The organism is Streptomyces sp. NPDC107559, assembly GCF_055657365.1.
In genome coordinates, this window is the sequence record NZ_JBVKBD010000002.1 from 944,053 (window position 1) to 966,939 (window position 22,887).

The 22,887-nt window shown below is 71.5% G+C and carries 16 protein-coding genes; 6 read left to right on the forward strand and 10 right to left on the reverse strand.

The genetic code is table 11. The features are described from left to right. Nucleotides 1-277: 277 nt before the first annotated feature. A complete protein-coding gene (locus ACZ7OY_RS10600; RefSeq protein ID WP_471911211.1) occupies nucleotides 278-1,363 on the reverse strand; it encodes a lytic polysaccharide monooxygenase auxiliary activity family 9 protein in 1,086 nt (361 codons plus the stop codon). A 205-nt stretch (nucleotides 1,364-1,568) separates the two neighbouring features. On the opposite strand from ACZ7OY_RS10600, the gene ACZ7OY_RS10605 reads away from it, so the two are divergent. Continuing rightward, on the forward strand, nucleotides 1,569-2,258 hold the full coding sequence (locus ACZ7OY_RS10605) for an SMI1/KNR4 family protein (protein ID WP_471911041.1): 690 nt from the start codon (nucleotides 1,569-1,571) through the stop codon (nucleotides 2,256-2,258). A gap of 42 nt (nucleotides 2,259-2,300) precedes the next feature. On the opposite strand, the gene ACZ7OY_RS10610 is transcribed toward ACZ7OY_RS10605, so the two are convergent. Together ACZ7OY_RS10610 and acnA are read right to left on the reverse strand one after the other, a co-directional pair. Then, nucleotides 2,301-4,064, reverse strand: a complete 1,764-nt coding sequence (locus tag ACZ7OY_RS10610) for a sensor histidine kinase (protein ID WP_471911042.1) — start codon at nucleotides 4,062-4,064, stop codon at nucleotides 2,301-2,303. A 196-nt stretch (nucleotides 4,065-4,260) separates the two neighbouring features. Next, on the reverse strand, nucleotides 4,261-6,975 hold the full coding sequence (acnA, locus tag ACZ7OY_RS10615; protein WP_471911043.1) for an aconitate hydratase AcnA: 2,715 nt from the start codon (nucleotides 6,973-6,975) through the stop codon (nucleotides 4,261-4,263). A 527-nt stretch (nucleotides 6,976-7,502) separates the two neighbouring features. Here acnA and ACZ7OY_RS10620 point away from each other — a divergent pair. The 3 genes from ACZ7OY_RS10620 (at nucleotide 7,503) to ACZ7OY_RS10630 (ending at nucleotide 10,280) form a co-directional block, all read left to right on the forward strand. Next, nucleotides 7,503-9,032: a helix-turn-helix domain-containing protein gene (locus ACZ7OY_RS10620; protein WP_471911044.1), complete on the forward strand. Its 1,530-nt coding sequence runs from the start codon at nucleotides 7,503-7,505 to the stop codon at nucleotides 9,030-9,032. A 181-nt stretch (nucleotides 9,033-9,213) separates the two neighbouring features. Beyond that, a complete protein-coding gene (locus ACZ7OY_RS10625; RefSeq protein WP_471911045.1) occupies nucleotides 9,214-9,606 on the forward strand; it encodes a hypothetical protein in 393 nt (130 codons plus the stop codon). A 5-nt stretch (nucleotides 9,607-9,611) separates the two neighbouring features. Then, complete coding sequence (locus ACZ7OY_RS10630; protein WP_471911046.1) at nucleotides 9,612-10,280, forward strand: nucleotidyl transferase AbiEii/AbiGii toxin family protein; 669 nt, start codon at nucleotides 9,612-9,614, stop codon at nucleotides 10,278-10,280. A gap of 428 nt (nucleotides 10,281-10,708) precedes the next feature. Here ACZ7OY_RS10630 and ACZ7OY_RS10635 read toward each other — a convergent pair whose 3' ends face one another. From ACZ7OY_RS10635 to ACZ7OY_RS10655, 5 genes are read right to left on the reverse strand one after another with little or no spacing between them, the layout of a single operon-like run. Continuing rightward, on the reverse strand, nucleotides 10,709-11,935 hold the full coding sequence (locus ACZ7OY_RS10635; protein WP_471911047.1) for a nitrate/nitrite transporter: 1,227 nt from the start codon (nucleotides 11,933-11,935) through the stop codon (nucleotides 10,709-10,711). Then, complete coding sequence (gene narI / locus ACZ7OY_RS10640) at nucleotides 11,932-12,660, reverse strand: respiratory nitrate reductase subunit gamma (protein WP_471911048.1); 729 nt, start codon at nucleotides 12,658-12,660, stop codon at nucleotides 11,932-11,934. Before narI ends, ACZ7OY_RS10635 begins: the two co-directional genes overlap by 4 nt. After that, on the reverse strand, nucleotides 12,657-13,271 hold the full coding sequence (narJ, locus tag ACZ7OY_RS10645; RefSeq protein ID WP_471911049.1) for a nitrate reductase molybdenum cofactor assembly chaperone: 615 nt from the start codon (nucleotides 13,269-13,271) through the stop codon (nucleotides 12,657-12,659). Before narJ ends, narI begins: the two co-directional genes overlap by 4 nt. After that, complete coding sequence (narH, locus tag ACZ7OY_RS10650) at nucleotides 13,268-15,058, reverse strand: nitrate reductase subunit beta (RefSeq protein ID WP_471911050.1); 1,791 nt, start codon at nucleotides 15,056-15,058, stop codon at nucleotides 13,268-13,270. The genes narJ and narH overlap by 4 nt, the downstream gene beginning before the upstream one ends. A gap of 1 nt (nucleotide 15,059) precedes the next feature. After that, entirely contained in the window at nucleotides 15,060-18,737 is a 3,678-nt protein-coding gene (locus ACZ7OY_RS10655) for a nitrate reductase subunit alpha (RefSeq protein WP_471911212.1), read from the reverse strand. Between the two features lie 307 nt (nucleotides 18,738-19,044). Here ACZ7OY_RS10655 and ACZ7OY_RS10660 point away from each other — a divergent pair, with 307 nt between their 5' ends. After that, entirely contained in the window at nucleotides 19,045-19,239 is a 195-nt protein-coding gene (locus tag ACZ7OY_RS10660; protein ID WP_471911051.1) for a DUF5999 family protein, read from the forward strand. A 19-nt stretch (nucleotides 19,240-19,258) separates the two neighbouring features. Here ACZ7OY_RS10660 and ACZ7OY_RS10665 read toward each other — a convergent pair whose 3' ends face one another. After that, nucleotides 19,259-19,657 (reverse strand): RidA family protein, encoded by a 399-nt coding sequence (locus ACZ7OY_RS10665; protein WP_384724054.1) that lies wholly within the window; start codon nucleotides 19,655-19,657, stop codon nucleotides 19,259-19,261. Further along, nucleotides 19,654-21,114 carry an acyl-CoA dehydrogenase family protein gene (locus tag ACZ7OY_RS10670; RefSeq protein ID WP_471911052.1) on the reverse strand — a complete coding sequence of 487 codons (1,461 nt, stop codon included), beginning with the start codon at nucleotides 21,112-21,114 and terminating at the stop codon, nucleotides 19,654-19,656. The genes ACZ7OY_RS10665 and ACZ7OY_RS10670 overlap by 4 nt, the downstream gene beginning before the upstream one ends. Before the next feature lie 137 nt (nucleotides 21,115-21,251). Here ACZ7OY_RS10670 and ACZ7OY_RS10675 point away from each other — a divergent pair, with 137 nt between their 5' ends. Further along, nucleotides 21,252-22,853 carry an AMP-binding protein gene (locus tag ACZ7OY_RS10675; RefSeq protein ID WP_471911053.1) on the forward strand — a complete coding sequence of 534 codons (1,602 nt, stop codon included), beginning with the start codon at nucleotides 21,252-21,254 and terminating at the stop codon, nucleotides 22,851-22,853. The last annotated feature ends 34 nt before the right edge of the window (nucleotides 22,854-22,887 follow it).

The window sequence follows — 22,887 nt, forward strand, 5'->3', positions numbered from 1 at the left end:
CCGGACGCGGGGGCTCGTCCCGCGCTCACCCGGGCGGAGCAGGGCCCGTCCGCCCGGCGCGGAGCGTGCCGGGCTCGCCGGGAATGATGCCCCTGTCTCTTGACATCGTTGTCCGCTGAGGCGGTAGAGTCATACGCAGATCAGAAGACAACGTTGTCGCATCACGGATCCCCCAAGCCATGTTCCGCCCGGTCGCACCGACCCCCCTTCGGGACCGACGGGCCCGCGGACCCGAAGGGCACCGGCTCGGCCCCACGGGTCCGCCCAGCGCGGCGGCTCAGCCCACCTGACAGGGCAGAGCCGCCGCGCTGTCCCCGCCGGAGCCGGAGACGACGTATCCGAACGTCGTGCTCTGCCCCGGACTCAGTGAGCCGTTCCAGTCGGCGTTGTGCACCATCACGTCCTGCCCGCTGTAGGTGGCGTTGCCGTTCCAGAGGCTGGCCACCGCCTGACCGCCCGGCAGCGTCCAGTCGACCATCCAGCCCAGCATCGGGACGTTCCCCGAGTTGGTGACGGTCACCTCGGACTGGTAGCCGCCGTTCCAGCTGTTGGTGGTCCGGCGGGTGGCGGTGCAGGTGCCCGGGACCGGGTCGGTCGGGTTGCCCGGGTCGTGGATGCCGGTCACCTCGCCGTTGCCGCCGTCGAAGACGACGTCGGAGCAGGAGTAGAAGGTCTCCGCGCTGTCCGATCGCTGCCAGACCATGTAGACGATGTGCCGTCCCGACTTGCCCGCGGGGAGCTTCCCCGTCCAGGAGTAGTTGGCCTCGACCGTGCCGGGGGTGCCGTTGAGCGGCGGGTGGTCGACGGTCAGGAACGGCTGGGCCTCCATGTCGTTCCAGGTGAGGGTCCTGGTCGGGTCGAAGCCGTCCTTGGTGATGTAGACGTAGAACCAACCGGGGTGCGCGGCCCAGGCGTTGTACGAGAAGTCGACGGTCGCGCCCGAGGTGAGGTGGGTCAGCGGCCAGTCGTTGCGCGGCAGGTCGAAGCCCGTGAAGTTGGGGTTGCCGCCGCTGCACAGCGAACCGTCGGGCACGAAGCCGCGGGTGCGGCCGGCGCCGTCCGAGCGCAGCACGGAGAACCAGTTGTAGAACGGGGTGGTACCGCTGACCTGCTGCGCGGCCTTGCAGGCCGGGTTGACCGGCTTGATCTCACCGGTGTCGGTGAGTCCGTCCTGCCAGCACAGGAAGGTGCGGCTGCCGGGCTTCATCGGGGTGCCGTGCGCCTGCGCCGCACCGCCGGCCGTGAGGATCAGACCGAGGGCCGGGACGGTGGTGAGCAGGGCCAGCAGGACGAGGAACAGGGCGCCGCGGGAGGTCGGGCGCCGCGGTAATCGACTCGCGATCACCCTGGACAGGATTGTCATATGCATGACAGAAGCACATCCCTTCACTCGAAGGTCGCGGGGAGCGTGCGCACGGGGACGACAGGGGGCGGGAGCACTGCCGGGCGGGTTCCGGTCCACCATATGGGAGCGCTCCCACCCCACTGGTGCGGAAGGTAGCGCCGTACGACGCGGTTGTAAACGGGCCCCGTCCGGGATTGTCGGTGGGGTGTCGTACGGTGCGGTCATGAACGACGTCTTCGACCTCCGCCAGGGACTGGCCCGGGCCCTGGGCGGCCGCGAGCCGGCCTGGGAATTCGTCCGGGACTTCGCCGCCTGCTGGGAGCGGCCCCTGGAGCCGGCCGACGGGTTCGGCGAGGCCGAACTGACGGCGGCCGAGCAGCGGCTGGGGGTGCCGCTGCCCGCGGCCCTGCGCGAGGCGTACGGGCTGTTCGGGCGCCGGTCCGACCTGACGAGCAATCACGACACCCTGCTCGGCCCGGACAAGCTCTACGTGGCCGACGGGGCGCTCGTGTACCAGGCGGAGAACCAGGGGGCCGCGTTCTGGGGTGTCGCCCTCGCGGACCTGGAGCGCGCCGACCCTCCGACGCTGATCCGGCAGGACCTCGCCGACAAGTCGCAGGAGCGCTGGGAGCCTTGGGAGCCCGCGCTGTCGACGGCCCTCGTGTCGATGGTCATGTCCGAGCTGCTGCAGCTCGACGACGGACTCACCGACCACGCCGAGGCGGACGAGGACCTCGACCTGGCGGGCACGTTCACGGAACTGCCCCCCGTGGGCCGGGGCCTGCGCTGGTTCGCCGGCCCCGACGTCCTGCTGCGCGAGGTGGGCGGCTGGTTCCTGGACGTCCGGGCGCGTACCCCGCAGGCGCTGGACGCGGTGCGGGCGGCGATAACGGCGGACTGGCTGTACTGCTGACACCGTCGGCCGGCGGGCGAACCGGCTCTCGTGCCGGCGCGGTCACCCGTCGGTCCGTACCGCCTGGCCGGCGCGGCGGTCGGCCCGGCGGGCACCGTCCGGTCGTACGACGTCCTCGGCGTCGGTCACGACGTCGGCCGCGACCGGGAGTTCGACGGCGAACTCCGTACGGCCCGGTTCGCTGTGTACGTCGATGCGGCCCCCGTGCGCGGCCGTGATCGCCGCGGCGACGGCGAGGCCCAGACCGGAGCCGCCCGCCGTGCCGGCCGCGCGGCTGCGGGAGGCGTCGCCGCGGGTGAAGCGTTCGAAGACCGTCGGGAGCAGGCCGGGCGGGATGCCGGGCCCGTCGTCGCGGACCCGGACGACGCAGGTCGCGCCACGGGTGCCCGCGGTGGCCTCCACGGTGACGACGACCGTCGTACCCGCCGGGGTGTGCGTGCGCGCGTTGGCCAGCAGGTTGGCCACGACCTGGTGCAGCCGCGCCTCGTCGCCGACCACCACCGGCGGTACGCCCAGGCGCAGGTCCAGCCGCCAGTCGTGGCCGTCGGCCGCAGCCCGCTCGTACTGCTCGTACCGCACCGCCTCGGCGACCAGCGAGGCGAGGTCCACCTCGGCGGACTGGAGCGGACGGCCCTCGTCGAGCCGGGCGAGCAGCAGCAGATCCTCGACCAGGCCCGTCATCCGGGCCGACTCGGCGGAGACCCGGCGCCAGGCCAGCAGCGGCTCGCCCCGGCCGGTGCCGCGGTTCATCAGCTCCGCGTAGCCGGCGATGGAGGCGAGCGGGGTGCGCAGCTCATGGCTGGCGTCGGCGAGGAAGCGGCGCATCCGTTCCTCGCTGTGTCGTACCCGCTCCTCGCTGCGCCGGCGTTCGGCGAGCGAGGACTCCACGTGGTCGATCATGCGGTTGAGGGCGGCTCCGACCTGGCCGGCCTCGCTGCCCGGGTCGGTGTCCCGTTCGGGCACCCGGGTGAGGGCGGTGCCCTCGACCCGGCCCAGCGGGGCGTGGGAGACGGCGACGGCGGTGGCGGCGATCCGGCCGAGGGGGCGAAGCTGGCGTCGTATGACCACGGCGCAGACGCAGCCCGCGGCGGTGAGGCCGGCCGCGGCGACCCCGCCCTCCACCCTCACCAGTCGGCTGATCAGGTCCTGGACGTCGTCCATCGGCAGTCCGGCGAGGACCCGGACGCCGTCCGCCTCCAGGGCGGTGACCCGGTAGGTGCCGAGACCGGGCACGCTGCGGGTGTGCGGGGAGCCGTCGGCCGCGAGGTGAGCCAGGGCCGCGCTCTGGGCGCCGGTGAGGTTCCGTGGCGGCGCGCCCTCGTCCACCAGCGCGGCGGCCAGCACGCGGCCGTGACCGTCGAGTCGGGCGGCGAGCATCCCGGCCGGGTGCCCGCGCTCGCCGAGGAACGTCAGGTCCCGGTCGAGCTCCGGATGGAGTGCGGCCCCGCCCAGGCTGTGTTCGGCGGCGTCGGTGACCCGGTCGTCCAGGTTCCCCAGCAGATAGGCGCGTTGGACCAGCACGGTGGTGAGTGCCATCGCGGCGCACACGGCGGCGAGGGTGGCGCAGATGAAGAGGAGCAGCCGGTCCCGGAGGGAGCGGCTGCCGGACGGCCTGCCGGGCAGGCGGCCGGACAGACGGCTGGGTAGACGGCCGCCGGGCAGGCGGCTGAGCAGACGGCCCGGCAGACGGCCGGGCCAACGGCCTGGCAAGCGGCCGGGCAAGCGGCCGGGCGGGTCGAACGGAGGCTCGTCGTCGACGGTCCGCACACGGACACGGCCGCTTCGGAGCCCGGAGGTGCCAGTCATGTACCGATCCTGTCCCGGTCCGCTGGGGGAACCCTGTGTTCCCCCTGAGGGCCGGCGATGACCTCGCCGGACGGGGACGGCCGGACCACGGAGGCGGCCGGACCGCGCGGACGGCCGGACGCGGCGGACGGCCGGACGCGGCGAAGGGCCGCATCCCCGGTGCGGGGGATGCGGCCCTTCGCCGTTCGGCGGGTGCCTAGTTGCGGATCAGGTTGCGCAGCACGTACTGCATGATGCCGCCGTTGCGGTAGTAGTCCGCCTCACCGGGGGTGTCGATGCGGACGACCGCGTCGAACTCCACACCGGTGTCGGTGCTGACCTTGACCGTGCGCGGCGTGGTGCCGTTGTTCAGCTCCTCGACACCGGTGAAGGAGAAGGTCTCCTCGCCGGTCAGGCCGAGGGACTCGGCGTTCTGGCCCTCCGGGAACTGGAGCGGCAGGACGCCCATGCCGATGAGGTTCGAGCGGTGGATGCGCTCGTACGACTCGGCGACGACGGCCTTGACGCCCAGCAGCGCGGTGCCCTTGGCGGCCCAGTCGCGGGACGAGCCGGAGCCGTACTCCTTGCCGGCCAGGATGGCCAGCGGGGTGCCCTGCTCGATGTAGTTGCGGGAGGCGTCGTAGATGAACGACACCGGCGCGTCGGCCTGGGTGAAGTCGCGGGTGTAGCCGCCCTCGGTGCCCGGCGCGATCTGGTTGCGCAGGCGGATGTTGGCGAACGTACCGCGGATCATGACCTCGTGGTTGCCTCGGCGGGAGCCGTAGGAGTTGAAGTCACGACGCTCCACACCGTGCTCGGTGAGGTACTTGCCGGCCGGGGTGTCGGCCTTGATGGCACCGGCCGGGGAGATGTGGTCGGTGGTGACCGAGTCGCCGAGCTTGGCGAGGACGCGGGCGCCGGTGATGTCGGAGACCGGGGTGGTCTCCATCGTCATGCCCTCGAAGTACGGGGGCTTGCGCACGTAGGTCGACTCGGCGTCCCACTCGAAGGTGTTGCCGGTCGGGATCGGCAGCGCCTGCCACTGGGCGTCGCCCGCGAAGACGTCCTGGTAGGACTTGTTGAACATGTCCTCGCCGATGGCGTTCGCCACGACGTCGTTGACCTCGGCCTCGGAGGGCCAGATGTCCTTGAGGAAGACCGGGTTGCCGTCCTGGTCGGTGCCCAGGGCGTCCTTGGTGATGTCCACCTTCATGGAGCCGGCCAGCGCGTACGCGACGACCAGCGGCGGGGAGGCCAGGTAGTTCATCTTGACGTCGGGGTTGATCCGGCCCTCGAAGTTCCGGTTGCCGGAGAGGACCGAGGTGACCGCGAGGTCGTGCTCGTTGACGGCCTTGGAGACCTCCTCCGGCAGCGGGCCGGAGTTGCCGATGCAGGTGGTGCAGCCGTAGCCGACCAGGTTGAAGCCGACCTTGTCGAGGTAGGGGGTCAGGCCCGCCTTGTCGAAGTAGTCGGTGACGACCTTGGAGCCCGGGGCGAGGGTGGTCTTGACCCACGGCTTGCGGGTCAGGCCCTTCTCCACGGCCTTCTTCGCGACGAGCGCGGCGGCGACCATGACGTACGGGTTCGAGGTGTTGGTGCAGGAGGTGATGGCCGCGACCGTCACCGCACCGTGGTCGATCGTGTAGGTCGTGCCGTCGGGGGCGGTGACCTGGACCGGGTTGGACGGGACGCCGTTGGAGGAGGCCGGGGCGTCGGAGGCCGGGAAGGACTCCTTGCCCGCCTCGTCGTCGGTGTCCACGTAGTTGCGGACGTCCGTCTTGAACTGCTCGGCGGCGTTGGCGAGGACGATACGGTCCTGCGGACGCTTCGGGCCGGCGATCGACGGGACGACCGTCGACAGGTCCAGCTCCAGCTTCTCGGAGAAGTCGGGCTCGGCCTTCGGGTCCAGCCAGAGGCCCTGCTCCTTGGCGTACGCCTCGACGAGCGCGACCTGCTGCTCGGAGCGGCCGGTGAGCTTGAGGTAGTTCAGGGTCTCGTCGTCGATCGGGAAGATCGCGGCGGTGGAGCCGAACTCCGGCGACATGTTGCCGATGGTGGCGCGGTTGGCCAGCGACGTGGCGGCCACGCCCTCGCCGTAGAACTCGACGAACTTGCCGACGACACCGTGCTTGCGGAGCATCTCGGTGATGGTCAGCACGAGGTCGGTGGCGGTGGTGCCGGTGGGCAGCTCGCCGGTCAGCTTGAAGCCGACGACGCGCGGGATGAGCATGGAAACCGGCTGGCCGAGCATCGCGGCCTCGGCCTCGATGCCGCCGACGCCCCAGCCGAGCACGCCGAGGCCGTTGACCATGGTGGTGTGCGAGTCGGTGCCGACGAGGGTGTCGGGGTACGCCTGGCCGTTGCGGACCATGATCGTGCGCGCCAGGTGCTCGATGTTCACCTGGTGGACGATGCCGGTGCCCGGCGGGACGACCTTGAAGTCGTCGAACGCGGTCTGGCCCCAGCGCAGGAACTGGTAGCGCTCCTTGTTGCGGCCGTACTCCAGCTCGACGTTCTGGCCGAAGGCGTCCTTCGTGCCGAACTTGTCGGCGATGACGGAGTGGTCGATGACCAGCTCGGCCGGGGAGAGCGGGTTGACCTTGGCCGGGTCGCCGCCCAGCTCCTTGACGGCCTCACGCATGGTGGCGAGGTCGACGACGCAGGGCACGCCGGTGAAGTCCTGCATGATCACGCGGGCGGGCGTGAACTGGATCTCCTGCGACGGCTGCGCCTGGGAGTCCCAGCCGCCGAGCGCGCGGATGTGGTCGGCGGTGATGTTCGCGCCGTCCTCGGTGCGGAGCAGGTTCTCCAGCAGCACCTTCAGGCTGTACGGAAGGCGAGCCGAGCCTTCCACCTTGTCCAGCCGGAAGATCTCGTACGACTCGTCGCCCACCTGCAGCGTGCTGCGGGCGTCGAAGCTGTTCGCCGACACGACAGTCTCCTTCATTGATGTGCGCGTACCACCGTCGATCCTGCCGCCACACCAACTTGGCCGATCCGCTAAGGTGAGGCTAAGTTAGGTAACCCTTACTAGTGGGCGGCAGCGGGGCGCCTCGGCAGATATCTCGATGTCGAGATAACTCTAGTACATGGGGGCTGGATGGTCATGCCCGGCCCGGCTCCGCCATGCCGGTATTCGATGCCCCGGCGCACACCGCGCAGACCGGACACACGGGACGCCTCCCCGCAACAGCGGCACGGAAGTGCGGCCATCAGTGGGCCGAACGGGGGTAGGCGCAGTACGGAAGGACACCCCGCCCCGAACGGAGGCCCCGATGCCCCTCACGGCACGGGTCGCACCACACCCGCCGGAAGCGCCGGATGTCGTACGGCATCGGGTGATTTGCCCGCCTCACTCGAATGGCGGCACGCCCGTACCGCCGGGCGCCCGTGACGGCGCATCACCCGAATGGCCCCCCTCGGAAGGTGCCATCTCATATCTGAGATAGCCTCAGTCCCATGGCAGACGACTACCTCGTACGTATCGGCAAGCTCATCCGTGACGCCCGGCAGCACCGTGGCTGGACACAGGCACAGCTCGCCGAGGCGCTCGGTACCAGCCAGAGCGCCGTCAATCGCATCGAGCGCGGCAACCAGAACATCAGCCTTGAGATGATTGCCCGGATCGGCGAAGCACTGGACAGCGAAATCGTCTCGCTGGGCTACGCGGGTCCGATGCATCTGCGGGTGGTCGGCGGCCGCCGGCTGTCCGGTGCCATCGACGTCAAGACGAGCAAGAACGCGTGTGTGGCGCTGCTGTGCGCCACGCTGCTCAACAAGGGCCGCACGGTGCTGCGCCGGGTCGCCCGTATCGAGGAGGTCTACCGCCTGCTGGAGGTGCTCGGCTCGATCGGTGTGCGCACCCGCTGGATCAACGACGGCGTCGACCTGGAGATCGTGCCGCCGGCCCGGCTGGAGATGGCGTCGATCGACGCCGAGGCCGCCGTCCGCACCCGCTCGATCATCATGTTCCTCGGTCCGCTGCTGCACGTCATGGACCGCTTCAAGCTGCCCTACGCCGGCGGCTGCGACCTCGGCACCCGGACCATCGAGCCGCACATGATCGCACTGCGCCGGTTCGGCCTGGACATCGCGGCGACCGAGGGCCAGTACCACGCGCAGGTCGACCGCACGGTCCGCCCCGACCGGCCGATCGTGCTGACCGAGCGCGGCGACACCGTGACCGAGAACGCGCTGCTGGCCGCGGCCCGGCACGAGGGCGTCACGGTCATCCGCAACGCCTCCTCCAACTACATGGTCCAGGACCTGTGCTTCTTCCTGGAGGCGCTGGGCGTCAGGGTCGAGGGCATCGGCACCACCACGCTCACCGTGCACGGCGTCCCGGCCATCGACGTCGACGTCGACTACTCCCCCTCCGAGGACCCGGTCGAGGCGATGAGCCTGCTGGCCGCCGCGGTGGTGACGGAGTCGGAGCTGACCGTGCGCCGCGTGCCCATCGAGTTCCTGGAGATCGAGCTGGCGGTCCTGGAGGAGATGGGCCTCGACCACGACCGCACACCGGAGTACTTCGCCGACAACGGCCGTACCCGCCTGGTGGACCTGACGGTCCGGCCCTCCAAGCTGGAGGCGCCGATCGACAAGATCCACCCGATGCCGTTCCCCGGCCTGAACATCGACAACGTGCCGTTCTTCGCGGCCATCGCGGCGGTCGCGCAGGGCCAGACGCTGATCCACGACTGGGTCTACGACAACCGCGCCATCTACCTGACCGACCTGAACCGGCTGGGCGGCCGGCTCCAGCTCCTCGACCCGCACCGGGTCCTGGTCGAGGGCCCGACCCGCTGGCGCGCCGCCGAGATGATGTGCCCGCCCGCGCTGCGGCCCGCGGTGGTCGTCCTGCTGGCCATGATGGCGGCCGACGGCACGTCCGTGCTGCGCAACGTGTACGTCATCAACCGCGGCTACGAGGACCTCGCCGAGCGCCTGAACTCCATCGGGGCGCAGATCGAGATCTTCCGGGACATCTGAGGCTCTTCCGAAATGGCGCCGCCAGCCCCTCCTGCCCTGCCTGGACTCAAGGTGAGAGGGGCGTGGCGGCGTTTCGGAGGCCCTTGGCCGGGAGCGAAGGATTCCGGTCGCCACGCGCTCCGCGTGATACGTCATCGCACATCACGACCCTCGCAACGTCTCCGGCCGCCATAATGGAGTCATGCCCGCCAGCCCACAGCAGCCCGCACCCGCCCCGAGGGACGTTGCGGGCGCGGACGCCGAGGACCTCGCGCTGTATCGGGAGAAGTTCCGCCGCCGTCTGCCGGAGTCGCTGGACGAATTGCGCGGGCCGACCCACGGTGTCGTGGATCTGCCACTGCACATGGCCTGGTCCGGGATGACCTCGTACGACCTGGGCAAGCCGCGCCAGCGTATGGGCCTGTACCGCACCGTCCTGCACGAGGGCCTGCACGACGACCTGCCCCGCTACCTCAACCAGGACCTCCTCCTCCAACTGTGGCCGGTGCTGCGCACCCTGGTCGGCCGCACCGTGCGTGCCGTATGGGAAGACGCCTTCCCCCAGCTCGCCTCCCGCACCCGGGCAGTCGCGTGACGGACATGCCGGAGCTGCACACTCGGCTCCTGGCGGACGTGATCGCGCTCGGTTCCCCGTACCCCCTGGTCCTCACCGGTGGCTACGCCGTGCGGGCACACCGCCTGGTGAACCGCCCCAGCCAGGACCTCGACGTCGCCACCGAGAACCCAGCACCGATGGCCGACATCGCCGCCACGCTCCGCGCCGGCCTGGAAGCCCGCGGCTGGAAGGTGCACGCACTGGAGACCGCCCCACTGTCCGCCCGCTTCACCGTGACCGACCCGGCCACCGGGCAGGAATGCGAAGTCGACATCCTCAAGGAGAACTTCTGGCGGCCGGTCGCCCAGAGCCTGTATGGGCCTGTCCTCGCGGAGGAGGACGTGATCGGGACCAAGGTCCGCGCCCTCGCCGACCGCGGAGCGCCTCGCGACCTGATCGACGTGTTCGCAGCCTCCCGCCGCTGGACCATCGCCGAGCTCGAGGAGTTCGGCCGCCGCCACGCCCGCGGCCGCTTCGAGCACGAGGATCTGCAGTCGAACCTCACGGGCGCCGAGTGGACCGACGACGAAGCCTTCGCCGCTTACGGGCTCGATGACGCGGCTATCACCGCTCTTCGCGCTTGGGCCGTGGAGTGGGCCGACGACCTCGCGGCCCGCCTCCTCGAGGAGGCCGATGCCCCGGACATCGACTGATCACGTCCGGGATCTCATCCGCAAGCGATCAGGGCGAGAGGACCAGTGAGCAGGCGGGGCGCAGGAGGTTATGACCTTGTCCCGTACCAAGCACGCCGGGCACACCCCGTTCAGACAGGCAGCCGGCCTGTCCGAACGGGGCGGCAATCGCTCCGGGAATCCGGTCTACGTGTCCAGGTCCTCGGCGTTGACCACGACCCATTCCCAGAAGTCCGCAGTACCGCCGTCCGGCTTGTCCTCGTGGGCCAGGGCGTCCCGAAGCCTCAACACCGGCCCCGCCACGCCGGCGAAGCGCTCGGGGCGCTCCTCCGCCAGCGTGCGGAACCGCTGGACCGCCTCGGTGGCGGCAGGCGGCGAAGGCCAAGGCGTTGCAGCAGTCCCTCGGGCTCATACGCACGGCGGCGCCTTCTTCGGGGAGGTCTCCGGACTCAGGCGGACTGCCGTTCCCGGCCCACCTCGCGCATGCGCCCGAAGGAGTAGACGCAGCCGGCCAGGGCGAGGTCGGAGAGCAGCATGAAGCCGATGGCGTAGGAGTTCTTGGCGCTGTAGACGGCGCCCATGACGAGGGGCGGGACGAAGCCGCCGAGTCCGCCCATCGCGCCGACGATTCCGGTGACGCTGCCGACCTTCGGCGGCGGGGTGACCCGCGCGACCATGGCGAACACGCTGCCGCTGGTGGTGCCGAGACCGGCCGCCATCACCAGGAGGAAGATCGTTCCGCCCGGGACGAGCTGGGGCTCGAAGGCCTGGCAGACCGCCAGGAGCCCCACGAGGCCGAGGGCCCAGGAGGTGACGACGGCGGGGTGGGTCAGGTCGGAGAGCCAGCCGCCGATCGGGCGGAAGATCACGGTGACCAGCGCGAAACCCGCCGCCCGGGTACCGGCGTCGGTGGGCGACAGGTCGTACCAGGTCTTGAGGTACGTGGGCAGGTAGACGCCGAACGCGACGATGCCGCCGAACCCGATCGCGTACAGGGCCGCGAGCTCCCAGGTGACCCGCAGGCGCCCGGCGTCGCCCAGCCGCTTGCCCAGCGAGGTGGTGGGGACGACGCGGTCGGGACGGTCGGTGAGGAGGAAGAACTCCACGACGGCCATGACGGCCAGGGCGATGGCCAGCACCACGAACGGCAGGTTCTCGCCGTGCTTGTAGATACGGGGGGTGAAGTAGCCGGAGAGGGCGACGCCGCCCATGCCCGCGCCGAACACGCCGACGGCGAAGCCGCGACGGGCGGGCGGGAACCAGGAGTTGACGAGGGGGACGCCGATCGCGAAGGTCGTGCCGCCCAGGCCGAGGAAGAAGCCGACGACGAGGAGGCCCGCGTAGGAGTCCTTCACGACGGTCAGCAGCAGGACGGGCACGATCGTCAGCGCGCTGACGAGCGGGAACATGATCTTCGCGCCGAGGCGGTCGGTGAGCGCGCCGACGGGTACCCGTCCGAGCGAGCCCACGAGTACGGGGACGGCGACCATCAGCGACTTCTCGAAGGAGCTCAGCGAGAGCTTCTCGCCCAGGGACGTCGCGAGCGGCGAGATGAGGTTCCACGCCCAGAAGGAGATGGCGAACCCGATCGTGGCGACGACCAGATTGCGGTAGGCGGCGCCGGGCACCACGGGGCTCTCGGTGGTCCGAGGGGTCCGGGTCGTCCGGGCGGTCACTGAACACGCTCCCATCCGGGCCGCTCGGAACGGGTGCCGAGCTGACCGCGTTCACGGCTGCGATAGACGATGTAGGGGCGGAAGAGGTAGGGCACGGGGGCGCTGAACATGTGGATCAGCCGGGTGTAGGGGACGAGGGCGATGAGCACGCACCCCACGACGACGTGGATCTGGTAGGTGATCGGCACGCCGTCCATCAGCGCGTGGTCCGGATGCAGGGTGAAGACACTGCGCAGCCACGGGGCGATGGTGGTGCGGTAGTCGTAGCCGTGGCCTCCCGCGTGCGTGAGCTTGGCGATCATGCCCAGCAGGATCGCGGCGAGCAGCACGACGTACATGAGCTTGTCGTTGCGGGTGGTGGCGAGGAAGACCGGCCCGTTGGTGCGGCGGCGGTAGATCAGCAGCGCGATGCCGGCGACGGTGGCGAGGCCCGCGAGCGTGCCGGTGCAGAGGGAGAGGTAGTGGTACGCGGACTCGCTCACCCCGAGCGCGCTGGTCCAGGAGTCGGGGACGAACAGTCCGACGAGGTGGCCGACGAGGACGAAGAGGATGCCGTAGTGGAACACCGGGGACGCGATCCGCAGCAGCCCGGACTCGTAGAGCTGCGAGGAGCGGGTGGTCCAGCCGAACTTGTCGTAGCGGTACCGCCAGATGATCCCGCCGACGAGCAGGACGATCGTGACGTACGGCATGGCTGTCCACAGGAGACTGTCGGCGAGGCTCATCGGGAGACGACCTCCAGCAGCGGGGTGCCGAACGGGGCGAGCCCCACGTCCTCGCGCGGCGGTCCGTTGCGGGCCATGGCCCGGGCGGCGGCACGATCGCGCGGGGAGGCACCGGGCAGGGTGGCGACGAGCGCCCGCAGGACACCGGCCCAGGGGGACTCGGCGTCGGTGAGGGCGAGGCGCAGCAGTTCCAGCGCCGGGCGGTGCTCGCGCAGGAGGGTGTCGGTGCCGGTGAGGGCGCAGAACTCGCAGACGGCCGGGAGGAAGTCGGGGAGTTCGCCGGTGTCCGCGTACTCCCATCCGTGCTCCCGGTAGATCTCCTTGAAGCGCACCAGGGACCGACCGCGTCGGCGGGTGTCGCCGTCGGTCCACCAGGTGAGGTACAGACAGCGGCGGCCCGAGAAGTCGAAGGTCCGGACGTAGTCCTGCCGGAGCCGGTCGGGGTCCGTGCTGCCCGCATGACCGAGGAACGCGCACAACTCGCTTCTGCCCGGCCCGGGTTGTTCGTCCAGGGCCGCGCGCAGGACGCTCAGCCCGGCGTGGAACTCGCCGTCGGGGTAGACCAGGCAGCGGGCGGCCGCCGCGTGGACCACGGCGTGCGGGGTGGTCATCTCTCCTCCTCGTCTCGCTTGTCGTGCTCGTCGTTCTCGTCGTTCTCGTCGTTCTCGGGCGAGGGCGGGGCGGCGCCGGGGCTGCCGGGCCTTTCCGGCTTTCCGGGGAACAGACCGGCGGGGTGGCCACGGCCGTCCCAGTTGAGGAGGTTGACGCGGCTGCGGGCGGGGTCGGCGGGCGCGTCGGCGCTCTGGCGGTCGCGCAGGACGTGGAAGTTCTCCACGGACATCGGCGGAGTCCCGCCGGACCCTTCGCCGTAGGGGCCGGAGCCGACCGTGCCGGAGCCGCCCATACCGGGCCCGCCCGCGTAGTCGAGGCTGCACCCGTCGGGCAGGACGGACTCCTCCAGGCGCCGTGCGTCGCCGACGGCGGCGGTGGGGATCACGTACCGCTCCTCGTACTTGGCGAGGGCCAGCAGCCGGTACATCGTGTACATCTCCTCCCCCGACATGCCGACCGACCGGGCGGTCTCCTCGTCGACCGGGGCCGGTCCCGAGGTTTCGCCGGCGAGCAGCCCGGGGCGCATCGCGCCGCGCATCGCGGCGAGCTTCTCCAGCGAGGCGCGTACGGGAGCGGTGTCGCCCGCGGTGAACAGCTCGGCGAGGTACTCCAGGGGGATGCGCAGGGTGTCGATCGCGCCGAAGAGGTTGCCGGTGTCCTCGCCGTCGAAGCCGGTCTCGGTGAGGGCCTCGACGACCGGGGAGAGCGGCGGGATGTACCAGACCATCGGCATCGTGCGGTACTCCGGATGGAGCGGCAGCGCCACCTTGTACCTGCTGATGAGCGCGTGCACGGGTGAGCGGCGGGCCGCGTCGATCCAGTCCTGGGCGATGCCGGCGCGTTCGGCCTCCCGGCGTACGACGGGGTCCTCGGGGTCCAGGAACACGCCGAGCTGGGCCTCGTACAGGTCGGTGTCCTCGGGGGCGGAGGCCGCTTCCAGGACCTTGTCGGCGTCGTAGAGCATGACGCCGAGGTAGCGCAGCCGTCCGACGCAGGTCTCGGAACAGACGGTGGGCAGGCCGACTTCGAGGCGCGGGTAGCACAGGGTGCACTTCTCGGCCTTGCCGGTGCGGTGGTTGAAGTAGACCTTCTTGTACGGGCAGCCGGTCACGCACATGCGCCAGCCCCGGCACTGGTCCTGGTCGACCAGCACGATGCCGTCCTCCTCGCGCTTGTACATCGCGCCGGACGGGCAGGAGGCCACGCAGGACGGGTTCAGGCAGTGTTCGCAGATCCGCGGCAGATAGAACATGAAGGTCTGCTCGAAGGCGAACCTGACCTTTTCCGAAGCCTGTTCACGGACCTTCGCCACCATGGGGTCGAGCGCGCCGTGCTCACTGACGCCACCGAGGTTGTCGTCCCAGTTGGCGCTCCACTCGATCTCGAAGGGCTTGCCACTGAGGAGCGAACGCGGTGCGGCGACGGGGATGTCGTCGCCGAGGGGTGCGTCGGTGAGGTCGGCGTACTCGTACGTCCACGGCTCGTAGTAGTCGCTGATGGTGGGCAGTTTGGGGTTGGAGAAGATGTGGGCGAGCTTCGAGAACCTGCCGCCGCCCTTCAGCTTCAGCCGACCGCTCCGGTTGAGCTCCCAGCCGCCCTTCCAGGTCTCCTGGTCCTCGTAGCGGCGCGGGTATCCCTGTCCGGGGCGGGTCTCGACGTTGTTGAACCACACGTACTCCATGCCGCCGCGGTTGGTCCACGCCTGTTTGCAGGTGACGGAGCAGGTGTGGCAGCCGATGCACTTGTCGAGGTTCATGACCATCGCGATCTGTGCCATGACGCGCATGTCAGTACTCCACCGGTTCGGTGCGGCGCCGGATGACCGTGATCTCGTCGCGCTGGTTGCCGGTCGGCCCCAGGTAGTTGAAGGCCCAGCTCAACTGGGCGTAGCCGCCGATGAGATGGGACGGTTTGAGCAGCAGCCGGGTGAGGGAGTTGTGGGTCCCGCCGCGCCTGCCGGTGGTCTGGGTCCTGGGGGTGGCGACGACCCGGTCCTGCGCGTGGTGCATGTACACCGTGCCCTGCGGCATGCGGTGGCTGACGACCGCGCGGGCCGCGACGACGCCGTTGCGGTTGACCGCCTCGATCCAGTCGTTGTCGCGTACGCCGATCGCCTCGGCGTCCTGCGGGGACATCCAGATGTTCTGGCCGCCGCGGGAGAGCGACAGCATGAGGAGGTTGTCCTGGTACTCGGAGTGGATGGACCACTTGCTGTGCGGGGTGAGGTAGCGGACGGTCACCTCCGCCCGGCCGTCGCCCCCGGTGGAGACCCGGTCGCCGAACAGCCGCCGCATGTCCAGCGGCGGCCGGTAGACGGGCAGCGCCTCGCCGAGTTCGTGGATCCAGTCGTGGTCGAGGAAGAAGTGCTGGCGGCCGGTGAGGGTGTGCCAGGGCTTGGCGTGCTCGGTGTTGAGGGTGAAGGCGGTGTAGCGGCGCCCGCCCGACTCGCTGCCGGACCACTCCGGGGAGGTGATGACGGGCACGGGGGCCGCCTGGGTGTCGGCGTAAGTGACGCGCTTGCCCTCGTGCTCGGCGGCGAGGTGGGCCATCGGCTGTCCGGTGCGGCGCTCCAGGGTGTGGAAGCCCTGGGTGGCGAGGTGGCCGTTGGTGGTGCCGGACAGGGCGAGGATCGTGTTCGCCGCCTTGACGGCGGTGTCGAGGAGCGGCCGTCCCACCGCCGGTCCGGCCAGCCGCATACCGTGCCGGTCGGCGAGCAGCCGCACCTCCTCCGCCACGTCGAAGGCGATGCCCTTGACCGGCAGGCCGAGCTTCTCCGCCAGCGGGCCGAGGGTGGCCATCTTCTCGCCGATCGCGCCGTAGTCCCGCTCCACGACGGTCAGTCGAGGCATGGTCCTGCCCGGTACGGGCTCGCACTCGCCCTTGCGCCAGTCCAGCGCGACGCCCCCGGGCTGTGCGGTCTCGCCCGGGGTGTCGTGCTGGAGGGCGGTGGCGACGAGGTCGCGGCGCACCCCCAGATGCTTCGCCGCCATCGCGGAGAAGGCCTGGGCGAGGGCGTGGAAGGCGGCGAAGTCGGTACGGGCCTGCCAGGGCGGGTCGACGGCCGGGGTGAAGGAGTGCACGTAGGGGTGCATGTCGGTGCTGGACAGGTCGTGCTTCTCGTACCAGGTCGCGGCCGGCAGGACGATGTCCGACATGAGGGTGGAGGACGTCATGCGGAAGTCCAGTGACAGCAGCAGGTCGAGTTTGCCCTCGGGTGCCTTCTCGTGCCAGCGCACATCGCGCGGCCGCTCCCCGGGCCCGGCCTCCTGGGCACCGAGCGAGGAGGTGGTGCCGAGGAGGTGCTTCTGGAAGTACTCGGCGCCCTTCGCCGACGAACCGAGGAGATTGGCCCGCCAAAGAGTCACGATCCGAGGCCAGTTGGCGGGCGCGTCCGGATCCTCTCCGGCGAATCCCAGCTTTCCTTCGCGGAGTTGGTTCACCGCGTACCCGACCGGGTCCTCGTCGCCCGCCTCGTCGCACAGGTCGAGCGGGTTGCGGTCGAACGTCGGGTAGGAGGGCATCCATCCCGAACGGGTCGCCTGGGCCAGGCAGTCGGCAGCCGTCATCCCGGCGAAGGCCCCGCTGCCGAGCGGGGAGGCCAGGATGTCGGCGCGGTAGTGGTCGTAGCGCCACTGGTCGGTGTTCAGGAACCAGTAGGCGGTGCCGATCGCCTGGCGTGGCGGGCGGGACCAGTCGGACGCGGCGGCGAGGGTGGCCCAGCCGGTCGCCGGGCGGCACTTCTCCTGGCCGACGTAGTGCGCCCAGCCGCCGCCGTTGCGGCCCTGGCAGCCGGTGAGCTGGAGCAGGGCGAGGAAGGCCCGGTAGATCGTCTCCGAGTGGAACCAGTGGTTCGTGCCGGCGCCCATGAGGATCATGCAGCGGCCCCGGGACTGCTCGGCGGTGCCCGCGAACTCCCGCGCGGTACGGACGGCCGCCGCGGCCGGGACGGACGTGTGGACCTCCTGCCAGGCCGGGGTGCAGGGGACGGAGGCGTCGTCGTACCCCTTCGGCCAGGTGCCGGGCAGTCCGGGGCGGCCGACGCCGTACTGGGCGAGCAGCAGGTCGTAGACGGTCGTCACCAGACGGTCGCCGACCCGGACGGCGGGGACGCCGGCAGCCCGGACCGCCCCGCTGCCCTGGCCGTGCGGCCCGCCGTCGGTGTCGAAGCGGGGCAGCAGCACCTCGGCCGGGACGGCTTCGTCCCGGCCGTACAGGGAGAGCCGGGGCTCCAGGTCCCCGAGTTCCAGGTTCCACCGGCCCTCGCCCGACTCGGTCCAGCGGAAGCCGAGCGACCCGCCGGGGACCTCCGGGCGGCCGGTCCGGTCGTCGAGGACCACGGTCTTCCACTCCGCGCCCTCCGCGGTGTCGCCGAGGTCGCACGCGCGCAGGAACTTGTCCGGGACGTGCCCGCCGTCGCGCTCCCGCAGGGTGACCAGGAACGGCAGGTCGGTGAAGCGCCGGACGTAGTCCGTGAAGAACGGCACCTGCCGGTCGACGAAGAACTCCTTGAGCACGACATGGCCCATCGCGAGGGCCAGCGCTCCGTCGGTGCCGGGGTGGGGGTGCAGCCACTCGTCGGCGAACTTCGTGTTGTCGGCGTAGTCCGGGGAGACGACCACGACCTTCTGGCCGCGGTAGCGGGCCTCGGCCATCCAGTGCGCGTCCGGGGTACGGGTGACCGGGACGTTGCTGCCCCACATCATCAGGTACGCGGCGTCCCACCAGTCCCCCGACTCGGGGACGTCGGTCTGGTCGCCGAAGACCTGCGGGGAGGCGACCGGCAGATCGGCGTACCAGTCGTAGAACGACAGCATGGGAGCGCCGATGAGCGAGTGGAACCGGGCCCCGGCGGCGTGCGAGACCATCGACATCGCGGGGATCGGCGAGAAGCCCGCGATGCGGTCGGGCCCATGGGCCTTGATGGTGTGGACGTGCGCGGCGGCGGCCAGCTCCACCGCCTCGTCCCAGCTCGCCCGCACCAGACCGCCCTTGCCGCGCGCCCGCTGGTAGCGGCGGCGGCGCTCGGGGTCGGCCTGGAGGTCGGCCCACGCGGTGACGGGGTCGCCGGTGCGCGCCTTCGCCTCCCGGTACATCTCCAGCAGCACGCCGCGGACGTACGGGTAGCGCACCCGGGTCGGCGAGTACGTGTACCAGGAGAATGCGGCCCCGCGCGGGCAGCCGCGCGGCTCGTACTCGGGGCGGTCCGGACCGACGCTCGGGTAGTCCGTCTCCTGGGTCTCCCAGGTGATGATGCCGTCCTTGACGTACACCTTCCATCGGCAGGAACCGGTGCAGTTGACGCCGTGCGTGGAGCGCACGACCTTGTCGTGACTCCACCGGTCCCGGTAGAAGACGTCGCCGCTGCGCCCGCCCTCCTTGGAAAGGGTGCGCAGATCGGCGGAGGTCTCACCCCGCCGGAAGAACCGCCCGGTACGCAGCAGCAGGTCACTGGCCCTGCCGTCCATCCCGCCGGCGCCTGGGGCCTTGGTCGCGGGCACGGATGCTCCTCTCGGCCGGTGCCACCCCAGCGCACCACCGCCGCACGGCGTCCGCACGCGCGCGGAGCCGAAAGGGTGATCAACGCGCGGGCGGGGAGGCAGCCGTCGTCGGCGGACCGGCATCGTCCGTCCCGGGGGCGTCCGAGAGTTGTCCTGGTGCTGTCACGCTTCGCGGCGGACTGTTCCGCTCGGTGCGCCGCGCGCGCATGGTCTCTTCATGCGAGGGCGACGACAGCGCCGCCGACACTCCTCGCGTCCCAGGTGGAGGTGCACCATGTGTTCACACCGGTCCTCGTGCCCGTCCGCGGACGCCGCCGCCGCGCACATCGTCTCGGCCCATCCCGAGCAGGGCTGGAGCCTGCTGTGCAACGGCGCGATCGTCTTCGACGACAGCGGCGAACTGCTCCCCGACGGCCGTGTGATCGCTCCCCACCGGGTGTTCGCCGACGACCTGACCGTGGCGGCCTGATCCTCGCCGCCCACGGGTGCTACGCCAGCACGGCGAAGCCGTCGAGTTCGACCAGCGCCTGTTCGTCCCACAGCCGCACGGCGCCCACGACGGCCATCGCCGGGTAGTCGCGTCCGGCCAACCGCCGCCAGATACGGCCGAGTTCGGGGGCGCGGGCGCGGTAGTCGGCGAGGTCCGTGGTGTACACGGTGACCCTCGCCAGGTCGGCGGGGGTGCCGCCGGCGGCCTTGAGCGCGGTCAGCAGGTTGGTGAGCGCCCGCTCGAACTGCTCGGGCAGGTCCGCGCCGACGACCGTGCCGCCCGGGTCCAGCGCGGTCTGGCCGGCCAGGAAGACCAGGCGCGACCCGGTGGCGACGACGGCGTGCGAGAAGCCGGTCGGCGGGGACAGTTCGGGCGGGTTGACGCGCTCGGCGGTCACTGCACCTCCAGTTGGGCGTACAACTCCTTGGCGATGATGCCTCGTTGGACCTCGCTCGCGCCCTCGTAGACGCGCGGGGCGCGCACCTCGCGGTAGAGGTGCTCCAGCAGGTGGCCGCGTTCCAGCGCCCGTGCGCCGTGCAGCTGGACGGCCGTGTCGACGACGTACTGGGCGGTCTCGGTGGCGAGCAGTTTCGCCATGGCGGCACGCCGGGGGATGTCCGGGGCGCCTTCGTCGTACGCCGTCGCCGCCGCGTACACCATCAGGCGGGCCGCCTCCGTGCGCAGCGCCATCTCGGCGACCTGGTGGGCGACGGTCTGAAGGTCCCTCAGTTTGCCGCCGAAGGCGTCCCGTCGGGCCGTGTGCAGCACGGTCGCGTCCAGGGCGGCCTGGGCCATGCCGACGGCGAAGGCGCCGACGCTGGGCCGGAACAGGTTGAGGGTGCCCATGGCGACCCGGAAGCCGCGGTCGGTCCCGCCGAGCACGTCGTCCGCGGTGACGGGTACGGCGTCGAAGCCGAGGGCGCCGATGGCGTGCGGGGAGAGCATGTCCAGGGCGGTGCCGGTGAGGCCGGGGCGGTCGGCGGGGACGAGGAACGCGGTCACGCCGCGGGCACCCGCGCCGGGGGTGGTGCGGGCGAAGACGGTGTAGAAGTCGGCTTCGGGGGCGTTGGAGATCCAGCACTTCTCGCCGGTGAGCCGCCAGCCGGAGGAACCGTCGGGCTCGGCGGTAAGCGCGCCACCGCCCCGCGCGTCACCGTCCCGCACGGCACCGGTCCTCGCGCCGCCGCCCCGCGCATCACCGCCCCGCGCGCCGCCGTCCCCCGCGTGACCGTGCCGCGCGCCACCGTCCCCCGCGTGACCGTGCCGCGCGCCACCGTCCCGCACGGCACCGCCCCGCACGCCGTCGCCCCGCGCGGCACCGTCGGAGGCGGCCGTCGCGCCTGCCCCCGCGGGTTCCGTCGGCCGGGGCGACGCCGTCGCGCCCGCCCCGACCCGCTCCGCCCGCAGGGCCGTCGCCACCGCGGCCGTCGCCACCGCGGCCGTCCCGACCGGTTCCGCCCGCAAGGCCAGCGCCGCCGCGTCCGAGCCCGCGCCGGGCTCGCTCAGCGCGAACGCGGCCACCGCGCTGCCGTCGGCCACCCGGGGCAGCCAGCGCTCGCGCTGGGCGGGGGTGCCGTGGGCGTGCACCGGGTGGGCGCCCAGGCCCTGGAGGGCGAGGGCCGTCTCGGCCTCGGTGCAGGCGTACGCCAGGGACTCCCGCAGCAGACAGAGGTCGAGCGCGCCGGCGGTGAACAGGCGGGCCAGCAGGCCAAGTCGGCCGAGCTCCGCGACGAGCGGCCGGTTGACGCGCCCCGGCTCACCCCGGTCGGCGATCGGACGCAGCCGTTCGGCGGCCAGGGCGCGCAGTTCGGCACATCGGACGGTATGTTCCGGTTCGAGCGCGAATGCGGGCATCGCCGGTCCTCTCTCCTGACCTGTACGGCCACTCCCACCCCCGACGGTATCGCGTACCGTTGACTGTCGTCACCAAGGCGATACGCTCCTTGCGCGAGCCCAAACGACGCCCACGACGGCAAGGGGGCGAACCGCCCATGGCCGGCCCGATCCACTCCGCGCACGTCGACACCTTCGCGCGCGACCATCTCCCGCCGCCCGAGCAGTGGCCCGAACTCCGCTTCGACCTGCCGGAGCTGTGCTACCCCGAACGGCTGAACTGCGCCGCCGAGCTCCTGGACCACGCCGACCCCGGCCGTCCGGTGTTCCGCACCCCCACCGCCGGGACCTGGACCTACGGGGAGCTGCGCACCCGGGTGGACCGGCTCGCCCATCTGCTCACCGGTGACCTCGGCGTCGTCCCCGGCAACCGCGTCCTGCTGCGCGGCCCCACCACGCCGTGGCTGGCCGCCTGCTGGCTGGCGGTGCTGAAGGCGGGCGCGGTCGCCGTCACGGTGCTGGCACAGCAACGCCCGCACGAGCTGCGCACGATGTGCGAGATCGCGCAGGTCCGGCACGCGCTGTGCGACATCCGGGCCGTCGACGACCTGGCCAAGGCGGAGGTGCCGGGCCTGCGGATCACGACGTACGGCGGTGACGGGCTCGACGACCTGCTCAACCGCCCGGCGCCCGGCACCCCGTACCGGGCCGTGGACACGGCGGCCGACGACGTCGCGCTGATCGCCTTCACCTCCGGCACCACCGGCCGCCCCAAGGGCTGCATGCACTTCCACCGGGACGTCCTGGCCATCGCGGACACCTTCTCCCGGCAGATCCTCCAGCCGCGGCCGGAGGACGTCTTCGCGGGCAGTCCCCCGCTCGGCTTCACCTTCGGGCTGGGCGGTCTCGTGGTCTTCCCGATGCGGGCCGGCGCCAGCACCCTGCTGCTCGAACAGGCCGCCCCCCGGCAGCTGTTGCCCGCGATCGCCGAGCACCGGGTCTCCGTGCTGTTCACCGCGCCGACCGCGTACCGCGCGATGCTCGCCGAGCTGGACGGGCACGACGTGTCGTCGCTGCGCCGCTGTGTCTCCGCGGGCGAGAACCTGCCCGCGGCCACCTGGCGGGCCTGGCACGAGCGGACCGGCCTGCGGGTCATCAACGGCATCGGCGCCACCGAGCTGCTGCACATCTTCATCTCGGCCGCGGACGAGCACATCCGGCCCGGCACGACCGGGGTGCCGGTGCCGGGCTGGCACGCGCGCGTGCAGGACGAGAGCGGGAACCCGGTGCCCGACGGGGAGCCCGGGTTGCTGGCGGTGCGCGGTCCGGTCGGCTGCCGCTACCTCGCCGACCCGCGGCAGCGGGAGTACGTGCGCGACGGCTGGAACATCACCGGCGACACCTATGTCCGCGACCCCGACGGCTACTTCCGCTATGTCGCCCGCGCCGACGACATGATCATCTCGGCCGGGTACAACATCGCGGGCCCGGAGGTCGAGGACGCGCTGCTGCGCCATCCGGACGTCGTCGAGGCCGCGGTGGTCGGGCGGCCCCACGAGGCGCGCGGACAGGTCGTGGTGGCGTACGCCGTGCTGCGGGAGGGCGCACGGGCGGACGCGGAGGCGCTGCGCGTCTTCGTCAGGGAGGAACTGGCCCCGTACAAGTGTCCGCGCGAGATCGTCCTTCTGGACGCGCTGCCGCGCACGGCGACCGGCAAGCTCCAGCGCTTCCGCCTGCGCACCGAGGGTGACCAGCAGTGATGCGCCCGATGGTGCCCCGTGACGGTCTCGACGA